This window comes from Streptosporangium sp. NBC_01755, assembly GCF_035917995.1.
Taxonomy (GTDB): Bacteria; Actinomycetota; Actinomycetes; order Streptosporangiales; family Streptosporangiaceae; genus Streptosporangium.
Map to the genome: position 1 here is coordinate 7,251,858 of NZ_CP109131.1, position 19,591 is coordinate 7,271,448.

The window sequence follows — 19,591 nt, forward strand, 5'->3', positions numbered from 1 at the left end:
GCTGCCACCGCCGCCGTCTCCACTGCCGTCGGTGCGGCCGTCGAGGTGAAGGTGGGCATGGGCCGCAGGGTCGTGCGTTCATGGCCTGGGCAGGGTCATGCGCTCATGCCCCGAGCCGCGGAGGTCAGCCCAGGGCGCGCAGGAAGTCGGCGGCCACCGGGGCGGCGACCGCCCCGCCGCCCGAGCCCTCCTCGACGATCACTGCGAAGGCCAGGTCGCCGCGGAAGCCGATGAACCAGGCGTGGGTCTGCAGGTTGCCCTGTGCGCCGTACTCGGCGGTCCCCGTCTTGCCCCGGGTGCCCTGGGGCAGGCCCGCGTCCTTGGCGGTGCCCTTGGTGACCACCGCGGACATCATCTTGTGCATGCCGGACATGACGGCCTCGGGGAGCGCCTGAGGCTCCGACTTCTGCTTGATCGAGGGGACCAGGGTCGGCGGGCGCCAGGTGCCGTCGGCCAGCGCGGCGGCGACCGAGGCCATCATCAGCGGGCTGGCGGTGATCCGGCCTTGGCCGAAGGACTCCGCGGCCAGTTCGGCGTCACTCTCGGCCCTGGGGAAGCTGCCCTTGGCAGCCGGGACACCGATGCTGAGCGGCTTGTTGAAGCCGAACAGCTCCGCGGTGCTCAGCAACTTGTCGGCGCCGAGCCGTTCCTTGGCCAGGGGCGCGAAGGTGGTGTTGCAGGAGTGGGCGAAGGAGTCGGACAGCGACACCGAACCGTAGGCGGCGTGGTCGGAGTTGCGGATCGGCAGGCCGCCGACCTTGACGTCCTTGGGGCAGGTGACCCGATCGCCCGGCCTCATCCCCTCGGCCAGCAGGCCCATGGCGGTGACCGCCTTGAAGGTCGAGCCGGGAGGGTAGTTGCCGTCCAGCGCCCGGTTGAAGCCGCCCTGGTTGTTCACCACCGAAAGGATCTCACCCGTCGAGGGCCTGACCGCGACCAGTGCGGTGGTCTTCTTCAGGTCGCGGACCGCCTCGACCGCGGCCCGCTGGACCCGCATGTCCAAGCTGGTCTCCAGGTTCTCGCCGGCCTCGCCCTCGACCTTGCCGAGCGTCTCGACGGTCTTCTTGTCCCCGCCGACGAGTTCGACCTCGGTGTCGGGGGTGCCGGCCAGGCGCTTCTGGAAGGTGCTCTGCAATCCGCTCGCGCCGACCGCGTCACCCACCTTGTAGGGGACCCCCAGTTTCGCGACGCTCTTCGCCGTGGCCTTCTCCAGGTAGCCGACGAGCTGCTGCACCGAGCCGCCCACGTCGGCGCCGTCGATGCGGGCGCCGTCGGCGGAGGTGATCGCGGCACGCTCCGGCCACTTCGTCCTCAGTGCGAAGGCGGTGGTCGCGGTCAGGTCGGGGTGGACGGCAGCGGGCGACCACCTGACCCGCCAGTGCCGGTCGACGACCGCGAGGTCGACGCTGCCGGAGTAATTCCACTCGCCGACGTCTTTCAGCCTCAGCGTCGCGGTGTAGGAGGCCTGGCCGGTGCCGTCCCCGGTCTCGCGTACCTCGTCGAGCCGTACGACGGTGTTCTCCACGGCCAGGGCCTTGCGCATGTTGTCGTACACCGTGGCGAACGCCGGGTCCGGCGCTCCCAGCTCGGCGCGCATGCCCGCCAGGTCGCCGCTCTGCCAGGCGCTGACGAATCGCTGTGCGGTCTCCTGGGGCGTGCCCCTGGTGTGCAGGTACCACCAGGCGCCGCCGCCGGCGGCCCCCGCCACCAGCACGACGGCGGCCGATGTGATCGCGATCGTTCTGCCCCGTGCCACGTGATCCCCCCAGCTCTCGGTGCCACAGGGCCGCAGCCTAGCGTGACCTGCGCGAGATATCCCGATAAATGATCATTTGCCCTGTGTGCGGCTTGGCGCGTAGCTCGTCACGTAGTCCTGCCCGGACAGCTCCCGGATCGCGGCCATGATCTCGTCGGTCACACTACGTCGGTCGCGCGCGCTCGTCTCGGAGCCGGTGAAGGTCATCGGCTTGCCGATGCGGACGTTCACCCGGCCCAGTCTGGGCCTCGCGGCGCCGATCGGCAGCACCTTGTCGGTGCCCGCCATCGCCACCGGGACCACCGGCGCACCGGTGGCCAGGGCCAGCCAGGCGACGCCGACCTTGCCCCGGTAGAGGCGGCCGTCGGGAGAGCGGGTGCCCTCGGGGTAGATGCCGAACAGCTCGCCGTTTCCGAGCACCTTCGCCGCCGCGTCGAGCATGTCCTGGGCCGAGGTGGGGCTCTGCCGGTCGATGCTGATCTGGCCGGTGGTGCGCATCCACATCGCGGTGACGGGGTTGCCGGTGAAGTACTCGGCCTTGGCGACGAAGCGCACCTGACGCTTGAGCACCAGCGGCAGGAAGGTCGAGTCGAGGATCGACAGATGGTTGGAGGCCATGATGGCCGGACCCGTGACGGGAACGTGCTCGTGCCCGGTGACCGTGGTCGGCCAGAGCAGATGCAGGAGCGGAGCGCTGACGGTCTTGGTCAGGCGATAGAGCACGGACTCTCCTCATGAGACGGGTTCACCACACTAGGTGGTGGCCCGACAGCCGACGGTTGTACGCACCCGCACAAGCGGAGTTCCCGGGTTTGTAGCCCTCCTCCAACAGCGTGGCTCTTTTCCGGGGCGAGCCCGACGAAATCCTCCGGCCGGGGCCGACGAAAAAGAAGCGTCCCGCGAGCCTGGGGGGCTCGCGGGACGCGGTGTTTTGGTGCCGATGTGGCGGTCGCCTCCTCGGCGAGAGGCACAACACGGCTCCAGCCGAACGGTATTCCGTGAAGGCGGTAATTTGCGGCCCGGGGGACACAAACCACATCGGCACGATCACTCTAACCGACGTCCGTCATTGGTTATTCCGCTTCGGGGTCACCGGCGTGTCCCCTGTGGCTGCGCGACCCAGGAGAACCGCAGGTCACGGCCTTCCGGAAGTGTCTCGGTGAACTGCCAAGGGATTGCCCCCGGTGGGCGTGGATCACGATCGAGGGGCCAGGGGCAGAGATCCCGCGCGAGCGGGCCACAGAGGAGAGCGTCATGTCAGCGGCGACAGGGAGGGGCTCGTGATCGGCGGGAAAGAGGGCATGCGACCGGTGGGGGAGCGAGCATGAGCGCCGTGAGAACCACGGCGTCGTGGGCCTCAGCCGGGAACGCTCAGGGACGGCACCGCTCGGGGGAGCGGCTCCGCCGCCGTGGCCGGTCCGACGAGGACGGCCGAGGAGGGGGTGCGTTCGCGCACGTCCTCGCTGCGGATCGCCATCACGGCGGGTGGGCTGCCCAGGTCGCCGTACCTGGCGGCGACGGCAGCGGTGATCGCCCGGCACGCGTCGGCGACCGTCTCCCTTGAGGAGCCCGGCGGATGACCGGCCGACAGATGGCCCAGCAGCGCCGCGAACCGCAGCTCCTCGGCCGCCGCGCGGGCGATCCCGTCGTCGGAGGGCGGCAGAGGGCGGTCCAGCCAGAACACCCCGCCACGCAGGAACCCGGGATATGTCACCTCGTCCCGCTGGAGCGTGCGCACCGAATCAACCAGCAACCGCCCGAACTCCGTCAGGTCGGTATCCGGTGGCAGGTCGGTCGTGACCAGCAGCGAAACCCTCAGCGCGTTGACCATGAGCGGTTCTCCCTCCTTGAGGTGGCTCATAGTAGGGGGCGCCACCGACAGTTACGGTGTGGCTGGTGAATCGTGGCGAGATCGGGCTTCGATCAGGGGGCCGCCGGTATCGATCTCGGACGGTGGCCGGTTCCGCGCCGGCGGTCAGAGCGGTCTGGGGGCGGGCAGGGTGATCCTGTCGACGGCCTCGCGGCGGCGTCGTTCGGGGCGGCGGTCGTAGCGGGCCGTGGTCGCGGGGGAGGAGTGGCCGACGAGGGCCTGCGCGGTGGCCAGGTCCACCCCGGCGTCGAGCAGCTCGCCGATGAAGGTGCGCCTGAAGTCGTGCGGGGTGCGTGCCCCGGCCCCGGCCTCGGCCAGGCGTCTGGCCAGGATGTCGGCGACGGCCTGGCCCGTCATGGGCGCGGGCCCGCCGTCCCTGGTCCGCAGTCGGCCGAGCTTGCTGATGGGGCAGAACAGGGCACCTGCGGGGCGGCCCCGTACGGCCAGCCAGCGCTCCATTCTGGCCATGGCCGCGGTGGTGAGGTAGACCATCCGCTCCTTGTCGCGCTTGCCGCGCACCCGCAGCGAGCGGGAGCCGGGGTCGTAGTCGCCCAGCGAGAGCCCGGCGATCTCGGCGCGGCGGCAGCCGGTGGAGTAGAGCGCCGCCAGCAGGGCGGCGTCGCGGACCCCCGCGGGGGAGTCGTCGCGGTCGCAGGCGGCGAGCGCGGCACCCACCACCTCCGGGGGGACGTGCTGGCCCGTTGGCAGGCGGGTGTGCTCGACCGTCGGCAGGTCGGCGGCGCGCTGGTACTCCTCGGCGGTCATCAGGCCGAGCCGCCAGGCCTCGCGCAGTACCCTGCGCAGCGCGACCAGGTGCTTGTTGACGTACGAGGGGGACCAGCCGCGCTCGGTCATCAGGGCGCGGATGCGCACCGTGTGCTCGTAGCGCAGCAGGTGCCAGGGCCGGCCCGCGCCGCTGGAGACCTCGTCGCCGGAGACGAGCGCCGCTAGCCTGTCGAGGCAGCCGCGCATGGTGCGGCGGGACTCGGCGCTGGTCAGGGAGTCGAGATACACCCGGTAGGGGTCTCGCGCGGGCTCGATGGAGGGGCCGGGCGAGGCGGGGACGGCTGGCACGCTCACCGTGCCGACCCTATCGGGTGTCATGGATCTATATCGTGAAGCCGTGGGCGCGAGCTTCATCCCCGACGAAAAGGAGGGCGACCTCGCCGGAGAGAAGGGCGGCCACCGCTCCCGCAACGGCGCCTGGACCGTGTCCGGCTCCACAACGCCGTGCCGAAGGCGATAAGTGTGTGGTTGGCTGTTTCCAATGGACATCTCATCGCGGGCTTCCGCCTATCTTCGGGCATATGACGAGCAGCTTCGGGCCCGGCCGATGCCGGGCCGCACGGCCGAGAGGATCGGTCCGCTGCTGAGGATCGTGTCGAACGGCCATGGCCAGGGTTTCCTGACATATCGCGACCTTGGTGGTTTGGAGGGAGTCGAGCTGGACGCCTTCATCGTGCGCCAGCGGGACTTCTTCACCCGGGTCGGACGCGAGGTCGAGTGGAAGTACCACGGTTATGACCTGCCCGCCGACCTGCCCGAGCGGCTCGCGATGGCCGGGTTCGAGGCGGGGGAGCGGGAGACGGTGCTCGTCGGCGAGGCCGGTGAGCTGGCCGGTGTCCACGCGCCACCCGCCGGGGTGCGGTTGCGCGAGGTGGCGGGCCGGGATGACCTGGAGTGCATCCGTGAGCTGGAGGAGACGGTCTGGGACACAGACCACGGCTGGCTGCCCGGCATGCTGGAGCGCGAGCTCGCCGGTCCCGGGGACCCGTGCGCGGTGGTGATCGCCGAGGCGTGCGGGCAGGTGGTGTGCGCGGCGTGGGTGCGTTTCCACGAGGGCACCGATTTCGTCTCGCTGTGGGGCGGTTCGACCCTGAAGGAGTGGCGGGGCAGGGGTGTCTACCGGGCGATGGTGTCGTACCGGGCGGGGTTGGCGGTGGCGCGGGGCTTCCGCCTGCTGCAGGTGGACGCCTCCGATGGCAGCCGCCCGATCCTGACCAGGCTTGGCCTGGAGGCGATCACGACGACGACGCCGTACGTGTGGGTACCGCCGACCCTTTGACCTGGCACCGCTCGCGGACGGTCCCGTGCTCTCATCGGTCTTTCCCAGTGAGAGCAATATGGAATGAATTATTTCGTTTTGGTAACTTGACGTGGCTCAAGGGTGAGACCGTGACGCCGCGACTCGCGATGAGAGGACACGCATGCCCGAGGTGCTCAGCCGGCGCGCGCTCAACCGGGCCACTCTGGGGCGGCAGTTGCTGCTGGCCCGCGCCGAGTTGCCCGCGCTGGAGGCGGTCCGGCGCCTGTACGGCATGCAGGCACAGGCCCCCAACCCTCCCTACATCGGGCTCTGGGCCCGCCTGGCCGGGTTCACCCACGACGACCTCGCCCGGCTGATCAACGAGCGCCTGGTGGTGAGGCTGGCGCTGATGCGCTCCACCATCCATCTGGTCACCGCCGACGACTGCCTGGCGCTTCGCCCGATGCTGGGACCGCTGCTGGCGCGGGGTCTGCGGGGTACGCACGGCAAGGGTCTGGCCGGTGTGGACCTGGACGAGCTCGCCGTCGTCGGGCGCAAGCTGGTGGAGGAACGTCCGCTGACCTTCCGCGAGCTCGGGGCGGCGCTGCGGGAGCGGTGGCCGGATTCCCCCGCCGAGGCTCTGGCCGCCGGGGTGCGCAACACACTGGCGTTGGTACAGGTCCCGCCGAGAGGCATCTGGGGTGTGGGCGGCCAGGCCACCCACACCACCGCGGAGGCATGGCTGGGCCGGCCTCAGGACGAGCGGCCCTCCGCCGAGGAGGTGATCCGCCGCTACCTCGCCGCCTACGGTCCCGCCACCGTGATGGACGTCCAGCAGTGGTCGGGCATGACCCGCCTGGGGGAGGTCGTCCGCGGGATGGGGCTGCGGAACTTCGCGACCGAGGACGGTGCGGAGCTGTTCGACCTGCCCGAGGCGCCGCGTCCGGGTGCCGAGACCCCTGCCCCGGTGCGCTACCTGTCGGAGTTCGACAACATGCTGCTGTCGTTCGCCCCGCGGACCAGGACCCGGATCACGGAGGAGGAGTATCGGGGGCGGATCTTCACGGTCAACGGCATCATCAAGGCGACGGTGCTGGTCGACGGCTTCGTACGGGGCATCTGGAAGGTGACGGGGAAGCGGGACGGGGCGGTCCTGGAGGTGGAGCTGTTCGCGCAGGTGAGTGAGGGGGAGCGGGCGGCGCTGGAGGTGGAGGGAGCTCGCCTGCTCGACTTCGTCGCCCCTGAGGCGTCATCTCGCGCCGTCCGCTTTCGCGAAGCCTGACCGCGCCGCTTCCGTGAGGTTTCGCCGCCCTCCGGTGCGGAGCCCGGACATGCACGGCAGGGGAACCTCTGAGTGGTTGTGGGGCATGCCGTAGCCCGCCGGGCAGAGGAATCCACAGGAAAACTGATGAACGCTGACGAGACGACCAGCAGCTCATAGCCCCTGGCCGATGATTCGGTCGCCGAGCCTGGCGACCAGCTGCGCGCGTACGTGCGCGGGAAGGGCGCAGCCGTGTGCGACGAGCGTGTCGAGCGAGGGCAGGTCGAGGAGGACGGCCCAGTCCTGGACGTCCTCGCAATAGGAGACGTCGAGATGGCGGAGGCCCTTCAGCGCCTGGAGCGGGGCCAGCGATCGCACGGGTGTGTTCCTGATCGACAGGTGCTCCAGCGTGCGCAGGCCCTCGATGCCGTCCAGGCCGGTCAGCGGTGTGTGCTCCAGGTCCAGGCGGGTCAGCGAGGTGAGGGCCGAGATGTTCTCGGGGACGCGGTGCAGGCGGTTGCCGGACAGGTCGAGCTCCGTCACCCCGGCCGGTGCGGCGAGGGCCGAGAGCAGGAGCGCCGGAGGCGGGAGTATCACCGGCCGGGGCTGGGCGAGCACCGGTGACCGCCCGGCGGCGGCCTCCTGCAGGACACGCCAGCGGTCCACCGGCTCGCCCGGCCCGCCGAGGCGGACGTAGCCCGAGGGCAGCCACGGCGCCAGCCGCTCGGCCACGATGTCGGCGCGGTCACCGGCGCCGACGACCCCGGCCCGCAGCAGGCCGTAGTGCTCGTAGGCGTGTTCGGCGGGCACGAACAGGTCCGCCACGATGTCCCCGCCCGCGACGAGGGACCCGTCGTTGCCCGAACAGAAGATCACTCCCGCGGCGACGGTGCCGAGTACCAGGTGGTCCGCCGCGCTGTGGATCGCGCGGGCCCGCAGGTCGCCGGTCACCGCGAGGTAGCTCTCCGAGACGTCGCCGTCGTCGAGGAGTCCCTCCACCACCAGTGAACCGATCACGATCAGCGGCGCCTTCACATCCAGCCACCCGGGAACGTAGGTGTCGCCGAACCAGATGGTGGCCCGGTGCACGGTCCACCCGGACTCGGTCCGCTCCGTGCCGTCGGGGAAGACCGAAGGTGCCTCGCCGGGAAAGGTCAGCGACCACGCCTGAGCGAACAGCAGGCCGTAGACGGGGGGCATGATGTGGTGCGGCCACTCTCCGGCCTGGGCCGGTCTCCGTAGCCAGGATCCGATCGGATGCAGCTCTTCGGCGACGTCGCCGAAATAGTCCAGCGCCTCCGAGCCGGCCCCGGCCCGCTGTCGGAGCACCGCCAGCGCCTCACCAAGACGCTCCGACGCCTCGGAGAAATGCTCTTCCGTCAAATCCATGTCGCATACGGTACTCACCGCAACGAATGCCGCGCGCCGTTCGAGCGACGCTCCCGGATGCCGGGCGTGTCGGAGAAACCACCGGGCGCGACCACCCGGCGGCGAAGGGCAAAATGGATCTTCGCCGGGACCTCGGGTACCGTGCCCGGGGTCCCGGAGAACTCCGGTGCGCCTCGCGAACACGAATCATCGTGACATCGGAAGGATGGATAGACATATGGAGGCCGGAAATCACCGGACCCTGCGGTTGCTCGTCACCGGAGGCGGAACCGGTGGCCACACCTACCCCGCGCTGACCACCGTCGCGGCCCTGCGCGACCACGCCGGCGCGCGGGGGATCGACCTGGACGTGCTCTGGGTCGGTACGGCGACCGGCCTGGAGGCCCGCATCGCGGCGGAGCACGGCATCCCGTTCCGGGCCATCAAGGCCGGGAAGCTCAGACGCTCGCCCAACCCGCGTGAGCTGGCCACCAACCTCGCGGACATGTTCCGGATCCCCGTCGGCGTGCTCCAGGCCTTCGGTATCGCCGCCCGCTACCGCCCCGACGTGGTGCTGTCGACCGGCGGGTACGTCTGCGTGCCGCTGGGCGTCGCCTCCCGGGTGCTCGGCCGCCCGCTGGTCATGCACGAGCAGATCACCTCGTTGGGGCTGGCCAACCGCATCCTGTCGCGCTTCGCCCGGCGGATCGCGCTGACCCACCCCTCCTCGATCGAGCACCTGCCCCCCGGGGTGCGCGACCGGGCCGTCGTCACCGGCAACCCGGTCCGTCCCCACCTGTTGCGCGGCAACGTCGACGCGGGGCGGCGTCACTTCGGGCTCTCACCCGACCTGCCCGTGGTCTACGTGACCGGCGGCGCGCAGGGAAGTCGCCAGATCAACACCATGGTCGAGACGATCCTGCCCGAGCTGCTCGCCCGGGCGCAGGTGCTCCACCAGTGCGGCCCCGACTGGATCGGTCAGCTCACCCGTACCGCCGCAGGGCTCCCCGAGCGGCTGCGCGATCGTTACCATCCCGTGCCGTACGTCGGTGCGGAGCTGGCCGACGTGTTCGCCGCCGCCGACGTCGTGGTCTCCCGCAGCGGCGCGGGCACCGTCGCCGAGTTGACCGCCGTCGGCAAGGCGTCCGTCCTCATTCCTCTGGTGCCCTCCGCGGCCGACGAGCAGCGTCAGAACGCCCGTTACCTCGCCGAGGCGGGCGCCGCCCGGGCCCTCCTGGAGAACGGTCCCACCGCCGAGGCGCTCCTGGCCGAGCTGGACGCGCTCCTGCGGGACCCGGGCGCCCGCGCCGCCATGGCCGGCGCCGCCGGCTCCCTCGGCCGTGTCGACGCCGCCGACGCCCTGGCCCTGGTGCTTCTGGAGGAGGCGAGAGCGGACGGCAGGGCCGGCTGAACCGGCGGGGCCGCGGCCGCTGGACATTCCCGTCGAGTCCGTCCACGGCGCGGCCCCGTCAGCGGCGATGCGCCGGGCGAAGACCTCGGAGGGGCGGGAGCGGCCGTGGAGCTCGTTCGGTCAGGTCAGGTAGTCGCGCAGGGCACGTGAACGCGAGGGGTGGCGCAGCTTCGTCATGGTCTTGGACTCGATCTGCCGGATGCGCTCGCGGGTGACCCCGTAGGCGCGGCCGATCTCCTCCAGGGTCTTCGGCCGTCCGTCGCCGAGCCCGAACCGCATCGCCACCACCCCGGCCTCACGCTCCGACAGTGCCTCCAGGATCGTGTGCAGCTGTTCCTGGAGCAGCGCGGCGGCCACCGCGTCCTCGGGGGTGATCGCCTCGGAGTCCTCGATGAGGTCGCCGAACTCGCTGTCGCCCTCGGTGCCCAGCGGGCTGTGCAGGGAGATCGGCTCTCGACCGTACCCCTGGACCTCGACGACCCGCTCCGGGGTCATCTCCAGCTCCACGGCCAGTTCCTCGGGGGTGGGCTCGCGGCCCAGGTCCGTCGTCATCTGCCGGTGCACGCGCGCCAGCTTGTTGATCACTTCGACCATGTGCACGGGGATGCGGATGGTGCGGGCCTGGTCGGCGAGTGCCCGGGTGATCGCCTGCTTGATCCACCAGGTGGCGTATGTGGAGAACTTGAACCCCTTGGTGTAGTCGAACTTCTCCACGGCGCGGATCAATCCCAGGTTGCCCTCCTGGATCAGGTCCAGGAACAGCATGCCCCGGCCGGTGTGGCGCTTGGCCAGCGACACCACCAGGCGCAGGTTCGCCTCCAGAAGGTGGTTCTTGGCGCGGTGGCCGTCCTCGGCGAGCCATTCGAGCTCCGCGCGCACGTCGGGCTGGAGCCGGTCGCTGTCGTTGAGCCGTTCGGTGGCGAACAGGCCGGCCTCGATGCGCCTGGCGAGCTCGACCTCCTGCTCGGCGTTGAGCAGGGGAATCCTGCCGATCTGTTTGAGATAGTCCTTGACCGGGTCGGTGCTCGCTCCGACGCTCGCCTCCAGGGCTGCGGGCATCTCGTCGTCGTCGGTCAGGACGATCTCGTCTTCTTCCTCAACGGTGCCTTCCACGGTGGCGGCTTCCATGGCGTTCACACCTTCCCCGGGTCTGGTCAGATACAACAACCCGTGCAGTTCAAGGTACGTCCCGCGAAGGTGTGCTGCGGCGCCTGGCTCGCCGTCGTGTTCTTCGCCGGGAGCGGAGATCCTTCGCCGCCGGGGCTCTCATGGGGGCGGTCGTCGGGTTCTGCCGCCGAGTGGGCGGCCGGACCGCCTTTCCGGGTGGGAAGGCGCCCCGGCCGCCCTTCGGTGACGCTGCGGGTGTCGCGATGGTGGTCGGGGGGGCGAGGCCCCGCGGGATCAGGCCGGGAAGTCGCCGGGGGAGACGCCGCGGGTGCGGGCGTTGCCACCCCTGCTGGGGGTGAGGGTGAGGGTCCAGATGGTCGAGCTGCTGGAGGTCGTGACGAACCTCAGCCGGTTGTCGAAGCGCTGGTAGGAGGGGTTGCGGGTGAACCTGCCGCTGGAGGTGCTGAACCTGTAGCCGGAGGTGTAGAAGATGGTGTAGGTGCCGTCCCTGACCACCCTGACGGTGGCGGTGGACCGTGCGCGGACGTAGACGCTGAGCGCCTTGGACCTGCCGCGGACCAGGGTGATGACGGCATCCGTCCGGTTGCCGTTCTTGACCTTCAGGGTGCCCTGTCCGGGGCTGTAGCGGGAGTAGAGGATCTTTCCGTTACTCGGTCGTGCCGCCGCCTCAGTGGTGGAGACCGTGATGGTCTTCGCGGTCGAGGCGGTCGAGGCGGTCGAGGCGGTCGAGGCGGTCGAGGCGGTCGAGGCGGTCGAGGCGGTCGCGGGGGCGGCGGCGTAGCCGGTCAGCAGAACGGATGTGAGGATCGCTCCGGCGAGGGGGCGTAGATTGATCATTGCGTAAATATGGCCAATCCTCGGTGGCAGGTCAAAATAATTCGTATTTGCTGCGTCTTTTCGCCGGTTTTGCGAAGATGTCGGAACCTTTGGCGAGCAAGAGACTGCTTGGGGTGCCCGTACCGCATGCCCTGGCGGTGGTCACGGGGAGGTGAAACCCTGGATCGTTCCAGGTGGATTCGGGCGTGACCTCACCTTCGCCGGGATCCGGTCAGGGGGAGGAGAGCGTCAGGACGGCGGCGCCTTCGACGCGGTCGGCGGCCAGATCGGCCAGGGCCCGGTCGGCCTCGGCCAGAGGGTAGGGCAGCGTGGTCACCCGGGGCGGGTGGAGCGCGGTGAGTTCCAGGTAGGCCCGGCCGTCGGCCCGGGTGTTGGCGGTGACGCTGCGCAGGGTGCGCTCCTGGAACAGGTGGCGCCGGTAGGTCAGAGGCGGGATGTCACTGAGATGGATGCCCGCCACCGCGAGGGTTCCGCCCCGGTCCAGCGCGGCCAGTGCGACCGGTACCAGCTCGCCCACCGGGGCGAACAGGATCGCCGAGTCCAATGGCTCGGGCGGGGCGTCCGCGGCGTCGCCCGCCGAGGCCGCGCCAAGCGTCATGGCCAGTTCCCGGGCTCTGGCCGAGCGGGTCAGCACGTGCACCGTCGCGCCCTGGGCGATGGCGATCTGCGCGGTCAGGTGTGCGGAGGCGCCGAAGCCGTAGATGCCCAGGCGCCCGCCGGAGGGAAGGTCGCTGCGGAGCAGGGCGCGGTAGCCGATGATCCCCGCGCACAGCAGCGGTGCCAGCTTCTCCGCCGGCGTCTCCTGCGGAAGCGGGTAGGCGAAGTCCTCGGGGACGGTCAGGTATTCGGCGTAGCCGCCGTCGGCGTCCCAGCCGGTGTAGGCCGAGTGGGGGCAGAGGTTCTCCGAGCCCCGCAGGCAGTAGCGGCAGTGACCGCAGGTCGAGCGGAGCCAGGCCGCGCCCACCCGGGTGCCCGGCGACAGCCGCCCGGCGTCGGGGCCGGCGGCCACCACCCGGCCCACAGCCTCGTGACCGGGTGTGATCCTCGGACGGCGCGGCCGGAGATCGCCCTCGGCAAGGTGCAGGTCGGTCCGGCAGACCGCGCAGGCCTCGACGCGGACCAGCACCTCACCGGGCCCGGGGGCGGGAACCGGAACGCGGACCCTCCGCAGGGGATGCGAGCGGATCGGCCCGGGGTGGGCGACGACCCAGGCGTCCATCTCCTCGGGGATCACACGCCGCGCCGGATGCGTCGGCCGGTGACCTCGGTGGCGGCGATCCGCACGTACAGCTCCCGTTCGCCTCCCGCCCACGGCCGGACGCCCAGCGCCGCCAGGGCGGCCCGGTCCTCCTCGGAGGAGACGCGGTGGATCCCGCCGCGCACCAGCACGCTCCAGCCCTCCTGGCAGGCGTCGTCGATCCGGTCGACCTCGAAGGCGACCTTGGACTCGGCCCCCTGAACCTCGGTGCGCAGGGGGGCGTCGAGCGGGCCGCCGAAGGCGGTGCGGAAGATCACCGAGTTGCCGTACAGGGCGTAGTTGACCGGCAGGATCACCGGACCCTCGGCCTCCTCGAAGGCGATCCTGCCCACCCCGCCGGGGGTGATGAGCCGCAGGCACTCGTCCCGGTCGAGCTTCTCCAGCTCGGTGTGACCTGTCGCCCGGCCGTGGCCGGGCGGCAGGTCGGTGTACCTGCCCAGCAGTTCCTCGGGCCTGGTGTCCAGGGCGGTGGCCACGCGGTTCACAGTGCCGGTGTTCGGTGAGGCCACGGACTCCTCCAGGTAGGCGAGATAACCGGGATCGATTCCGGCCCGCCTCGCCAGCTCCTCCCGGCTGAGGCCGAGATCCTCGCGTCGTCTGGCGATCCGGCGGCCAAGGTCGCCCGGCGCCGATATGCGTCCGGTCATGGGTTTCTCCCACTGAGAAGATCGATGTCGCTGCGAGTCCGGGGCTCCTCCGGCTCCGCGCCCCCGATCGGCATCACCTGAGGCCTCCCCGCCCTCGCGCGCCCCTAACCCGTCGCGGCCCGAGGCCATAGCGGTGGTCATCACCTGCGGAAACCTCGCCGCCGTCGGTGAGCTTCCGCGGGGAGGGCCGTAAGTCACCGGTACGGGGACGACGGGACCAAGGTCCTTGCGATCAGGGCCCGGCGGCCCTACGCGGTAACCCTCCCGAATCGGGATTCTTGCCGAGATATCACTCGTGAGACGGAGCATCAATGGACGTCTTGGACCTGTCGCGCTGGCAGTTCGGGATTACGACGGTCTACCACTTCCTGTTCGTGCCGCTGACGATCGGCCTGTCGGTGCTCGTTGCGGGATTCCAGACCGCCTGGCACCGTACGGGAAATCCCACCTACCTGCGGATGACGAAGTTCTGGGGACGCCTATTCTTGATCAACTTCGCGATGGGGGTGGTCACCGGCATCGTGCAGGAGTTCCAGTTCGGGATGAACTGGAGTGACTACTCTCGCTTCGTCGGTGACGTGTTCGGCGCGCCGCTGGCGATGGAGGGACTGATGGCCTTCTTCCTGGAGTCCACCTTCCTCGGACTGTGGATCTTCGGCTGGGAGAGGCTGTCACCCAGGGTCCACCTGGCCACGATCTGGATCGCCGCGATCGGCACCAACCTGTCGGCCTACTTCATCCTCGCCGCCAACTCCTGGATGCAGCACCCGGTCGGCTACCGCCTCAACCCGCAGACCGGCCGCGCGGAGCTCACCGATATCTGGGCGGTGCTCACCAACTCCACCACCCTGGTCACCTTCCCGCACGTGCTGTTCGGCGCGTTCATCGCCGCCGGGACGTTCGTCGCCGGGGTGAGCGCCTGGCAGCTGCTCAGAAAGAGGCACGTGGAGCTCTTCCGCGTCTCGGCGCGGGTGGCCATGGCCGTCACCCTGGTCGCCTCGGTCGGGGTGGCCGCCTCCGGGCACTGGCAGGCGCAGATCATGACCGAGCAGCAGCCGATGAAGATGGCCGCCGCCGAGGCGCTGTGGGAGGACGAGACCTCCGCCGGCTTCTCGCTGTTCGCCGTCGGCGACGTCCAGAACGGCCGAAACCACATCAACCTACAGGTCCCCTACGGGCTCAGCCTGTTGTCCACCAACACGCTGGACGGCCGGGTGGAAGGGATCAACGACATCCAGGCCCGCTACGAGGCCATCTACGGTCCCGGCGACTACCGGCCGGTGGTCGGTCTCGCCTACTGGTCCTTCCGGCTGATGATCGGCTTCGGCGCGCTGGCCGCGCTGCCGGCCCTGGCCGGGCTCTGGCTCACCCGGCGCCGCAGGCTCCCGGCCGGCCCGTGGTTCCACCGGATCGCCATCGCCGGCATCGCCCTGCCCTTCCTGGCCAACTCGCTGGGGTGGATCTTCACCGAGATGGGCCGCCAGCCCTGGACCGTCTTCGGGCTCATGCGTACCGCGGCCGCCGTCTCACCCGGCGTCGACATCACCGAGGTCGCGATCACGCTGGTCGGTTTCACCCTGCTGTACGCCGTGCTCGCGGCGATCGAGGTCCGGCTGCTCCTCAAGTTCATCCGCCTCGGTCCCGAGGACGAAGCCGGCGAGAAACCCGCCGACGCCGTCCCCGCGCTCTCCTACTGAGGCACCCACCAAGGAACCCCCATGGAACTCACCACCGTCTGGTTCGTGCTCATCGCCGTGTTGTGGACCGGCTACTTCGTCCTGGAGGGATTCGACTTCGGGGTCGGCGTCCTGCTGCCGCTGCTGGGCAGGGACGAGGCCGACCGCAGGACCGTCCTGGCCACCATCGGGCCGGTCTGGGACGGCAACGAGGTCTGGCTGCTGGTCGCCGGAGGCGCGACGTTCGCCGCCTTCCCCGAGTGGTACGCGACCCTGTTCAGCGGCTTCTACCTGCCGCTGTTCCTCATCCTCGTCGCGCTCATCCTGCGCGGCGTGGCCATCGAGTACCGCAACAAGAGCGACAGCTCCCGAGGCTGGGACCGTACGCTGTTCATCGGATCGCTGCTCCCCGCCTTCCTGTGGGGTGTGGCCTTCGCCAACATCGTCCGGGGCGTCCCGCTGGACGCCGACCACGAGTACACCGGGACGCTGCTCACCCTGCTCAACCCGTACGCGCTGCTGGGCGGCCTGGCCACGCTCTCGCTGTTCGTGCTGCACGGCGCGCTCTTCCTGACGCTGCGCACCGATGGCGACCTGCGCGCCCGCTCGGCCGTCATGGCGAAGAGGCTCGCCGTGGCCACGCTGGTCGTGGGCGGAGCCTTCCTGACCGCCACCCAGCTCATGAACGGCAGGCCCGCCACCTGGGCGAGCGCGGCGCTGGCCGCCGCCGGGATCGCAGGCGCGCTGCTCGCCACCCTGCGCGGCCGCGACGGCTGGGCCTTCACCGCCAACGCGGTCGCCGTCATCGCCGTCACGGTCACCCTCTTCGGTAACCTCTGGCCCGACGTGATGCCCGCGCTGGACCCGGCCAACAGCCTGAACGTCGACAACGCCGCCTCCACCCCGTACACGCTCACGGTGATGACGTGGGTCGCCGTCGTCTTCACCCCGCTGGTCCTCGCCTACCAGGGCTGGACCTACTGGGTGTTCCGCCGCCGGCTGACCCGCACCGACCACGGAGACGCCCGCGCGGCGTGACGTCTGCGACGAACCCGGATCCGTCAGCCCTCGTGCCAGGAGGACGGCCGAGCCGGGTGAAGGACGGCGTTGATACCGAGCGCCGCCGCGGCACGGACGTTGACCGCCCGGTCGTCGAGGAAGGTGACGTCACCGGGGGCGGCGTCGAGCCGGTGCAGGACCCGTTCGAAGATGGCGGCGTCCGGCTTGGCCAGGGCCAGGCGGCAGCTGTAGAAGCGATGGGCGAACGCCGCGGACCACGGGGCGTCGTCGATGGCCGCCGCCAGCGACTCGGGGGCGTTGGAGAGCAGGGCGAGCCGGTGGCTCCCGGCGAACCCCTCGATCACGCGCAGGGTCTCGGGGTCGAGGTGGGACCAGCTCGCGGTGTCGGCCGCGTCGAGCCTGGCCACGAGGGGATCGCCGTCGTCGAGCCTTCGGCCTACGACCTCGCTCCAGTACGAGTGGGGGGCCTGGCCGAGGTCGTAGGCGTCGCGGTGGCGCCAGTAGCGGTCACGGAAGGTCGCGAGATCCTGGCCGGAGAGCTCCGCCATGACCGCTACCTCCTCGGCGGGCTGCGGCATGGAGATGACCTCGCCGTAGTCAAGCAGCATCCACGTGGTCACAGGCTCTCCTTGCTATGGGGCGGTATGGGTCGCGCATCTACAGCCTGCCCGCCGCGCCGGGTTGGAGGGGCCCTCCAGGCCCGACAGGATCGGATTTCTCGACAGGCTCCTCAAGGGTGGTCGCGAACGCGCGCCCTGGAGCCCGGGGTTGCCGGGCGGCCTTCCCCGAGGAATATCACATCAGTGTGCATACCGTCCGTCCCGGCCTGTCATCGAGACCGAGGGCATCGCCACCGTCCCGCCCGTCCGCCGTTCGGCGGCCTGGCACCTCAGCCGGTGACGATCGTCAGATCGGCGCGGGCACGGACGTCGTCGCGGGCGTGAAAATCCTCCTCCTGGGACGCCCAGCGCTCCCAGTGCGGGGCGTAGAGATCGCCGTCGCGCCCCAGCGCGCGGGTCCTGCGCACCTCGTCCGCCGCCTCCAGCCAGAGCAGGCCGCTCAGGTACGGCGCGGCGGCGAGGGCGCCGGAGCCGGCGCCGTCGACGACCAGGGTCCCGGTGCCCGGAACCTCGTGCCACTCGGCGTAGGCGCCCTCCCCCCAGTCGTAGCGTCGCCACCGCGCGGGCCGGTCCAGGCTCAGCGGCCGCAGGACCCACTCGGCCAGCGCGTCGACCCCGCCCAGCAGGCCGTCCCACCCCGGGTAGAGGTCGTCCATCCGTACGACGGGAGCGGCCAGTTCCGCGGCCACGGCGGTGGCGAGGGTGGACTTACCCGACCCCGACCGCCCCTCGACGGCCAGGACGCGGGTGCGCCCCGCCCGCGCGGGGCGGGCGCGCAGCCAAGCCGCTATCCGCGGCGCGTGGCCGTTCACGGGGATCGTCGCCATCTCGGCAACCTATCGAGCGGGTGCCGCCCGCGGAACGCGCGGCCGCACCGCTGGACTCCGCGGCCGGCAGGTCTCGTACTCGACGCCGAGTACGGGTTTGTCGGTCAGGGGCGTCAACGTTCCGCGCATCACGGTCGCGGGTGAGGAAATCCCCGCGGGCGTCGGCAATCCGTGCGTGGTGAGAGGCGGGATCCCTTGGGCTGGCTGGCGGCGGGCGACGGGTATGAGGTCGCTCTTGTGGAGGGCCGGGTGGCGGCGAGGGCCACCGCCGGCCGGGCGGCGGGACGGCGGCTGAAGTCGCTGCCCAAGCAGGTGCGCGAGCATCCCGAGGTCGAGCGGCTGCGCCGCCTGGCCGAGTGGCTCGACCGGCACGAGGCCGCCTGTGTGGCACGGGTGGACGCCTGGATGGTGTCATCCCTGCCGGTCCCCACCGAGTTGGTGGCCCGGTTGTGGCCGGACGAGGCGTGGCGGTCGGTGCTGCGCGATCTGGTGGTGGTCGGCGACGCCGAGGTGGGTTTCCTGTGGGACGTCACGGCCTCCGGTGAGCTGCGGTCGGTGAATCTGGACGGCGAGACCGTCCGGCTGTCCTCAAAGACGGTGACCCTGCCGCATCCGGTGCTGCTGCCGGACCTGGAGGACCTGAGGGAGTTCGCCGCGGAGCTGGGCGTGATCCAGCGGGTCGAGCAGATCCACCGGGCGACCTGGGCCAGGCCCGGCGATCCCGGGGAGAAGACCGGCGAGGTGAAGGAGTTCGCCGGGGGGAGGTTCGCCTCCCGGTTCGGCCTCGCCGCCCGCGCGACCTCGCTCGGCTACCGCGTTTCCGGCGGCTACGCCACCTGCGCGGTGCGCGACGCGGGGCGAAGCGCCGAGGCGTCGGTGTGGATCGGAGAGCCCTACTGGGACGGTGAGACCAAGACGGGCAACCTGACCTGGCACGACCGGGAGGGCAGGCGGCTGCCGCTGCGGGAGGTCGGCCCGGTGGCCTGGTCGGAGGGAATGCGCATGGCCGCGGCGCTGTACGCCGGACGGGACGTCGAGAAGGGAACGAACACGTGAGTCACACCATGTCGGCGGCGTCGGCGTCGGCGGCGTCGGCGAGTACCTCCGAGGTTCACGACCCGCGGGAAGCGGGACCGTTCGAGCCGTCCGGGCCGGAGAACGGGGCCGGAGAACGGGGCCGGGGAGCCGGAGCGGGTGGGAGTCGTGGCCGCCGCGCGGGAGCTGCTGGAGGCCGGGGCGGTTCTGCCGTCCGGCACGAGCGGGGGCGGCGAGCGGGCGGTGCCGCTGACCGCGCGCGCCTACCGGCACCCCGGGCTGGAGGACCGGGTGGTGGTGCGCCTGGTCGCCGAGGAACTGGGCGCCGCGGAGGATGCCGCGGCGCGCTTCCTCGGGCTGGAGCCGGACGGAGAGCCGGTCGTCGTCGGGCTGGGCCTGCGGCGCTCGCTCGGGTTCCCCGAGTGGGTGCTCGTGCATCACCCGCGGGACGGTCACCACGCACTCGCCCTGGTACCGGAGCTGGACCGCGCGGGCAGGCAGGCGAAGTCCAAGCCGAAGGCCGCCCTCGACGCCTACCAGCGGCTCGCAACGCAGCTGGCCGGGGCCGTCCCGCACTTCCTGCCGACGTTCCTCGAACAGGCGGGCCGGGTGTTCCTCTCGGTGGAGAACACCGCCTATGCGGCGCAGCTGTTCACCCAGGCGCGCAGGGCCGAGACCGAGCACGGCCTGCCCGTCGACGAGGACCGCCTCGCCGCGGTGTTCCTGGAGTTCGCGCTGGCGGGAGCCCTGCCGGTCAAGGCCCTGTCGGCGTACGCGAAGGAGCTGGCTGGCCGGGTGCCGGCCGACGAGGCCCTGCGCAGGGTCCACCGGTTGTGCGTGCGCCGCACGGC

General features: G+C 71.0%; 16 protein-coding genes and 1 pseudogene. 6 read left to right on the plus strand and 11 right to left on the minus strand.

Annotated elements, in window-relative coordinates; translation table 11 throughout:
• Window positions 1-124: 124 nt before the first annotated feature.
• The 4 genes from OG884_RS33505 to OG884_RS33520 form a co-directional block, all read right to left on the minus strand.
• Window positions 125-1,756: a penicillin-binding transpeptidase domain-containing protein gene (locus OG884_RS33505; protein WP_326639575.1), complete on the minus strand. Its 1,632-nt coding sequence runs from the start codon at window positions 1,754-1,756 to the stop codon at window positions 125-127.
• Window positions 1,757-1,828: 72 nt separating this feature from the next.
• A complete protein-coding gene (locus OG884_RS33510) occupies window positions 1,829-2,479 on the minus strand; it encodes a lysophospholipid acyltransferase family protein (RefSeq protein WP_326639577.1) in 651 nt (216 codons plus the stop codon).
• A 634-nt stretch (window positions 2,480-3,113) separates the two neighbouring features.
• Entirely contained in the window at window positions 3,114-3,617 is a 504-nt protein-coding gene (locus OG884_RS33515; protein ID WP_326639579.1) for a hypothetical protein, read from the minus strand.
• 114 nt (window positions 3,618-3,731) lie between these two features.
• Complete coding sequence (locus OG884_RS33520) at window positions 3,732-4,706, minus strand: tyrosine-type recombinase/integrase (RefSeq protein WP_326639581.1); 975 nt, start codon at window positions 4,704-4,706, stop codon at window positions 3,732-3,734.
• 187 nt (window positions 4,707-4,893) lie between these two features.
• Between OG884_RS33520 and OG884_RS33525 the strand changes: the two genes are divergently transcribed.
• Window positions 4,894-5,691: a GNAT family N-acetyltransferase gene (locus OG884_RS33525; RefSeq protein ID WP_326639583.1), complete on the plus strand. Its 798-nt coding sequence runs from the start codon at window positions 4,894-4,896 to the stop codon at window positions 5,689-5,691.
• Window positions 5,692-5,833: 142 nt separating this feature from the next.
• On the plus strand, window positions 5,834-6,934 hold the full coding sequence (locus OG884_RS33530) for a winged helix DNA-binding domain-containing protein (protein WP_326639585.1): 1,101 nt from the start codon (window positions 5,834-5,836) through the stop codon (window positions 6,932-6,934).
• A 153-nt stretch (window positions 6,935-7,087) separates the two neighbouring features.
• Here the strand turns inward: OG884_RS33530 and OG884_RS33535 are convergent, their stop codons facing one another.
• On the minus strand, window positions 7,088-8,302 hold the full coding sequence (locus OG884_RS33535) for a leucine-rich repeat domain-containing protein (protein ID WP_326639587.1): 1,215 nt from the start codon (window positions 8,300-8,302) through the stop codon (window positions 7,088-7,090).
• A 217-nt stretch (window positions 8,303-8,519) separates the two neighbouring features.
• Here OG884_RS33535 and OG884_RS33540 point away from each other — a divergent pair, with 217 nt between their 5' ends.
• A complete protein-coding gene (locus tag OG884_RS33540) occupies window positions 8,520-9,692 on the plus strand; it encodes a UDP-N-acetylglucosamine--N-acetylmuramyl-(pentapeptide) pyrophosphoryl-undecaprenol N-acetylglucosamine transferase (protein WP_326639590.1) in 1,173 nt (390 codons plus the stop codon).
• Between the two features lie 120 nt (window positions 9,693-9,812).
• On the opposite strand, the pseudogene OG884_RS33545 reads toward OG884_RS33540, so the two are convergent.
• From OG884_RS33545 to OG884_RS33560, 4 genes and pseudogenes are all read right to left on the minus strand, one after another.
• A pseudogene (locus tag OG884_RS33545) lies at window positions 9,813-10,769 on the minus strand (RNA polymerase sigma factor); the annotation flags it as partial.
• A 324-nt stretch (window positions 10,770-11,093) separates the two neighbouring features.
• The gene (locus tag OG884_RS33550; RefSeq protein WP_326639591.1) at window positions 11,094-11,657 is read right to left on the minus strand and encodes a hypothetical protein; all 564 of its coding nucleotides are present in this window, start codon (window positions 11,655-11,657) and stop codon (window positions 11,094-11,096) included.
• Between the two features lie 211 nt (window positions 11,658-11,868).
• Entirely contained in the window at window positions 11,869-12,876 is a 1,008-nt protein-coding gene (locus OG884_RS33555; RefSeq protein ID WP_326639592.1) for a zinc-binding alcohol dehydrogenase family protein, read from the minus strand.
• 11 nt (window positions 12,877-12,887) lie between these two features.
• Window positions 12,888-13,562 carry a pyridoxamine 5'-phosphate oxidase family protein gene (locus tag OG884_RS33560; protein ID WP_326639593.1) on the minus strand — a complete coding sequence of 225 codons (675 nt, stop codon included), beginning with the start codon at window positions 13,560-13,562 and terminating at the stop codon, window positions 12,888-12,890.
• A gap of 311 nt (window positions 13,563-13,873) precedes the next feature.
• On the opposite strand from OG884_RS33560, the gene OG884_RS33565 reads away from it, so the two are divergent.
• Window positions 13,874-15,259 carry a cytochrome ubiquinol oxidase subunit I gene (locus OG884_RS33565; RefSeq protein ID WP_326639595.1) on the plus strand — a complete coding sequence of 462 codons (1,386 nt, stop codon included), beginning with the start codon at window positions 13,874-13,876 and terminating at the stop codon, window positions 15,257-15,259.
• Between the two features lie 21 nt (window positions 15,260-15,280).
• On the plus strand, window positions 15,281-16,276 hold the full coding sequence (cydB, locus tag OG884_RS33570) for a cytochrome d ubiquinol oxidase subunit II (protein WP_326639596.1): 996 nt from the start codon (window positions 15,281-15,283) through the stop codon (window positions 16,274-16,276).
• Window positions 16,277-16,299: 23 nt separating this feature from the next.
• Here the strand turns inward: cydB and OG884_RS33575 are convergent, their stop codons facing one another.
• Complete coding sequence (locus OG884_RS33575) at window positions 16,300-16,878, minus strand: HAD-IA family hydrolase (protein ID WP_326639598.1); 579 nt, start codon at window positions 16,876-16,878, stop codon at window positions 16,300-16,302.
• Window positions 16,879-17,147: 269 nt separating this feature from the next.
• On the minus strand, window positions 17,148-17,705 hold the full coding sequence (locus OG884_RS33580; protein ID WP_326639599.1) for a hypothetical protein: 558 nt from the start codon (window positions 17,703-17,705) through the stop codon (window positions 17,148-17,150).
• Between the two features lie 195 nt (window positions 17,706-17,900).
• Here OG884_RS33580 and OG884_RS33585 point away from each other — a divergent pair, with 195 nt between their 5' ends.
• Window positions 17,901-18,761: a DUF4132 domain-containing protein gene (locus OG884_RS33585; RefSeq protein ID WP_326639601.1), complete on the plus strand. Its 861-nt coding sequence runs from the start codon at window positions 17,901-17,903 to the stop codon at window positions 18,759-18,761.
• Window positions 18,762-19,591 lie beyond the last annotated feature (830 nt).

What these genes read in the sequence shown, in the direction of transcription:
- OG884_RS33515 (WP_326639579.1), bottom strand. Translation starts at nt 3,617, where the DNA reads ATGAGCCACCTCAAGGAGGGAGAACCGCTCATGGTCAACGCGCTGAGG.
- OG884_RS33525 (WP_326639583.1), top strand. Translation starts at nt 4,894, where the DNA reads ATGGACATCTCATCGCGGGCTTCCGCCTATCTTCGGGCATATGACGAG.
- OG884_RS33530 (WP_326639585.1), top strand. Translation starts at nt 5,834, where the DNA reads ATGCCCGAGGTGCTCAGCCGGCGCGCGCTCAACCGGGCCACTCTGGGG.
- OG884_RS33535 (WP_326639587.1), bottom strand. Translation starts at nt 8,302, where the DNA reads ATGGATTTGACGGAAGAGCATTTCTCCGAGGCGTCGGAGCGTCTTGGT.
- OG884_RS33540 (WP_326639590.1), top strand. Translation starts at nt 8,520, where the DNA reads ATGGAGGCCGGAAATCACCGGACCCTGCGGTTGCTCGTCACCGGAGGC.
- OG884_RS33550 (WP_326639591.1), bottom strand. Translation starts at nt 11,657, where the DNA reads ATGATCAATCTACGCCCCCTCGCCGGAGCGATCCTCACATCCGTTCTG.
- OG884_RS33555 (WP_326639592.1), bottom strand. Translation starts at nt 12,876, where the DNA reads ATGGACGCCTGGGTCGTCGCCCACCCCGGGCCGATCCGCTCGCATCCC.
- OG884_RS33560 (WP_326639593.1), bottom strand. Translation starts at nt 13,562, where the DNA reads ATGACCGGACGCATATCGGCGCCGGGCGACCTTGGCCGCCGGATCGCC.
- OG884_RS33565 (WP_326639595.1), top strand. Translation starts at nt 13,874, where the DNA reads ATGGACGTCTTGGACCTGTCGCGCTGGCAGTTCGGGATTACGACGGTC.
- cydB (WP_326639596.1), top strand. Translation starts at nt 15,281, where the DNA reads ATGGAACTCACCACCGTCTGGTTCGTGCTCATCGCCGTGTTGTGGACC.
- OG884_RS33580 (WP_326639599.1), bottom strand. Translation starts at nt 17,705, where the DNA reads ATGGCGACGATCCCCGTGAACGGCCACGCGCCGCGGATAGCGGCTTGG.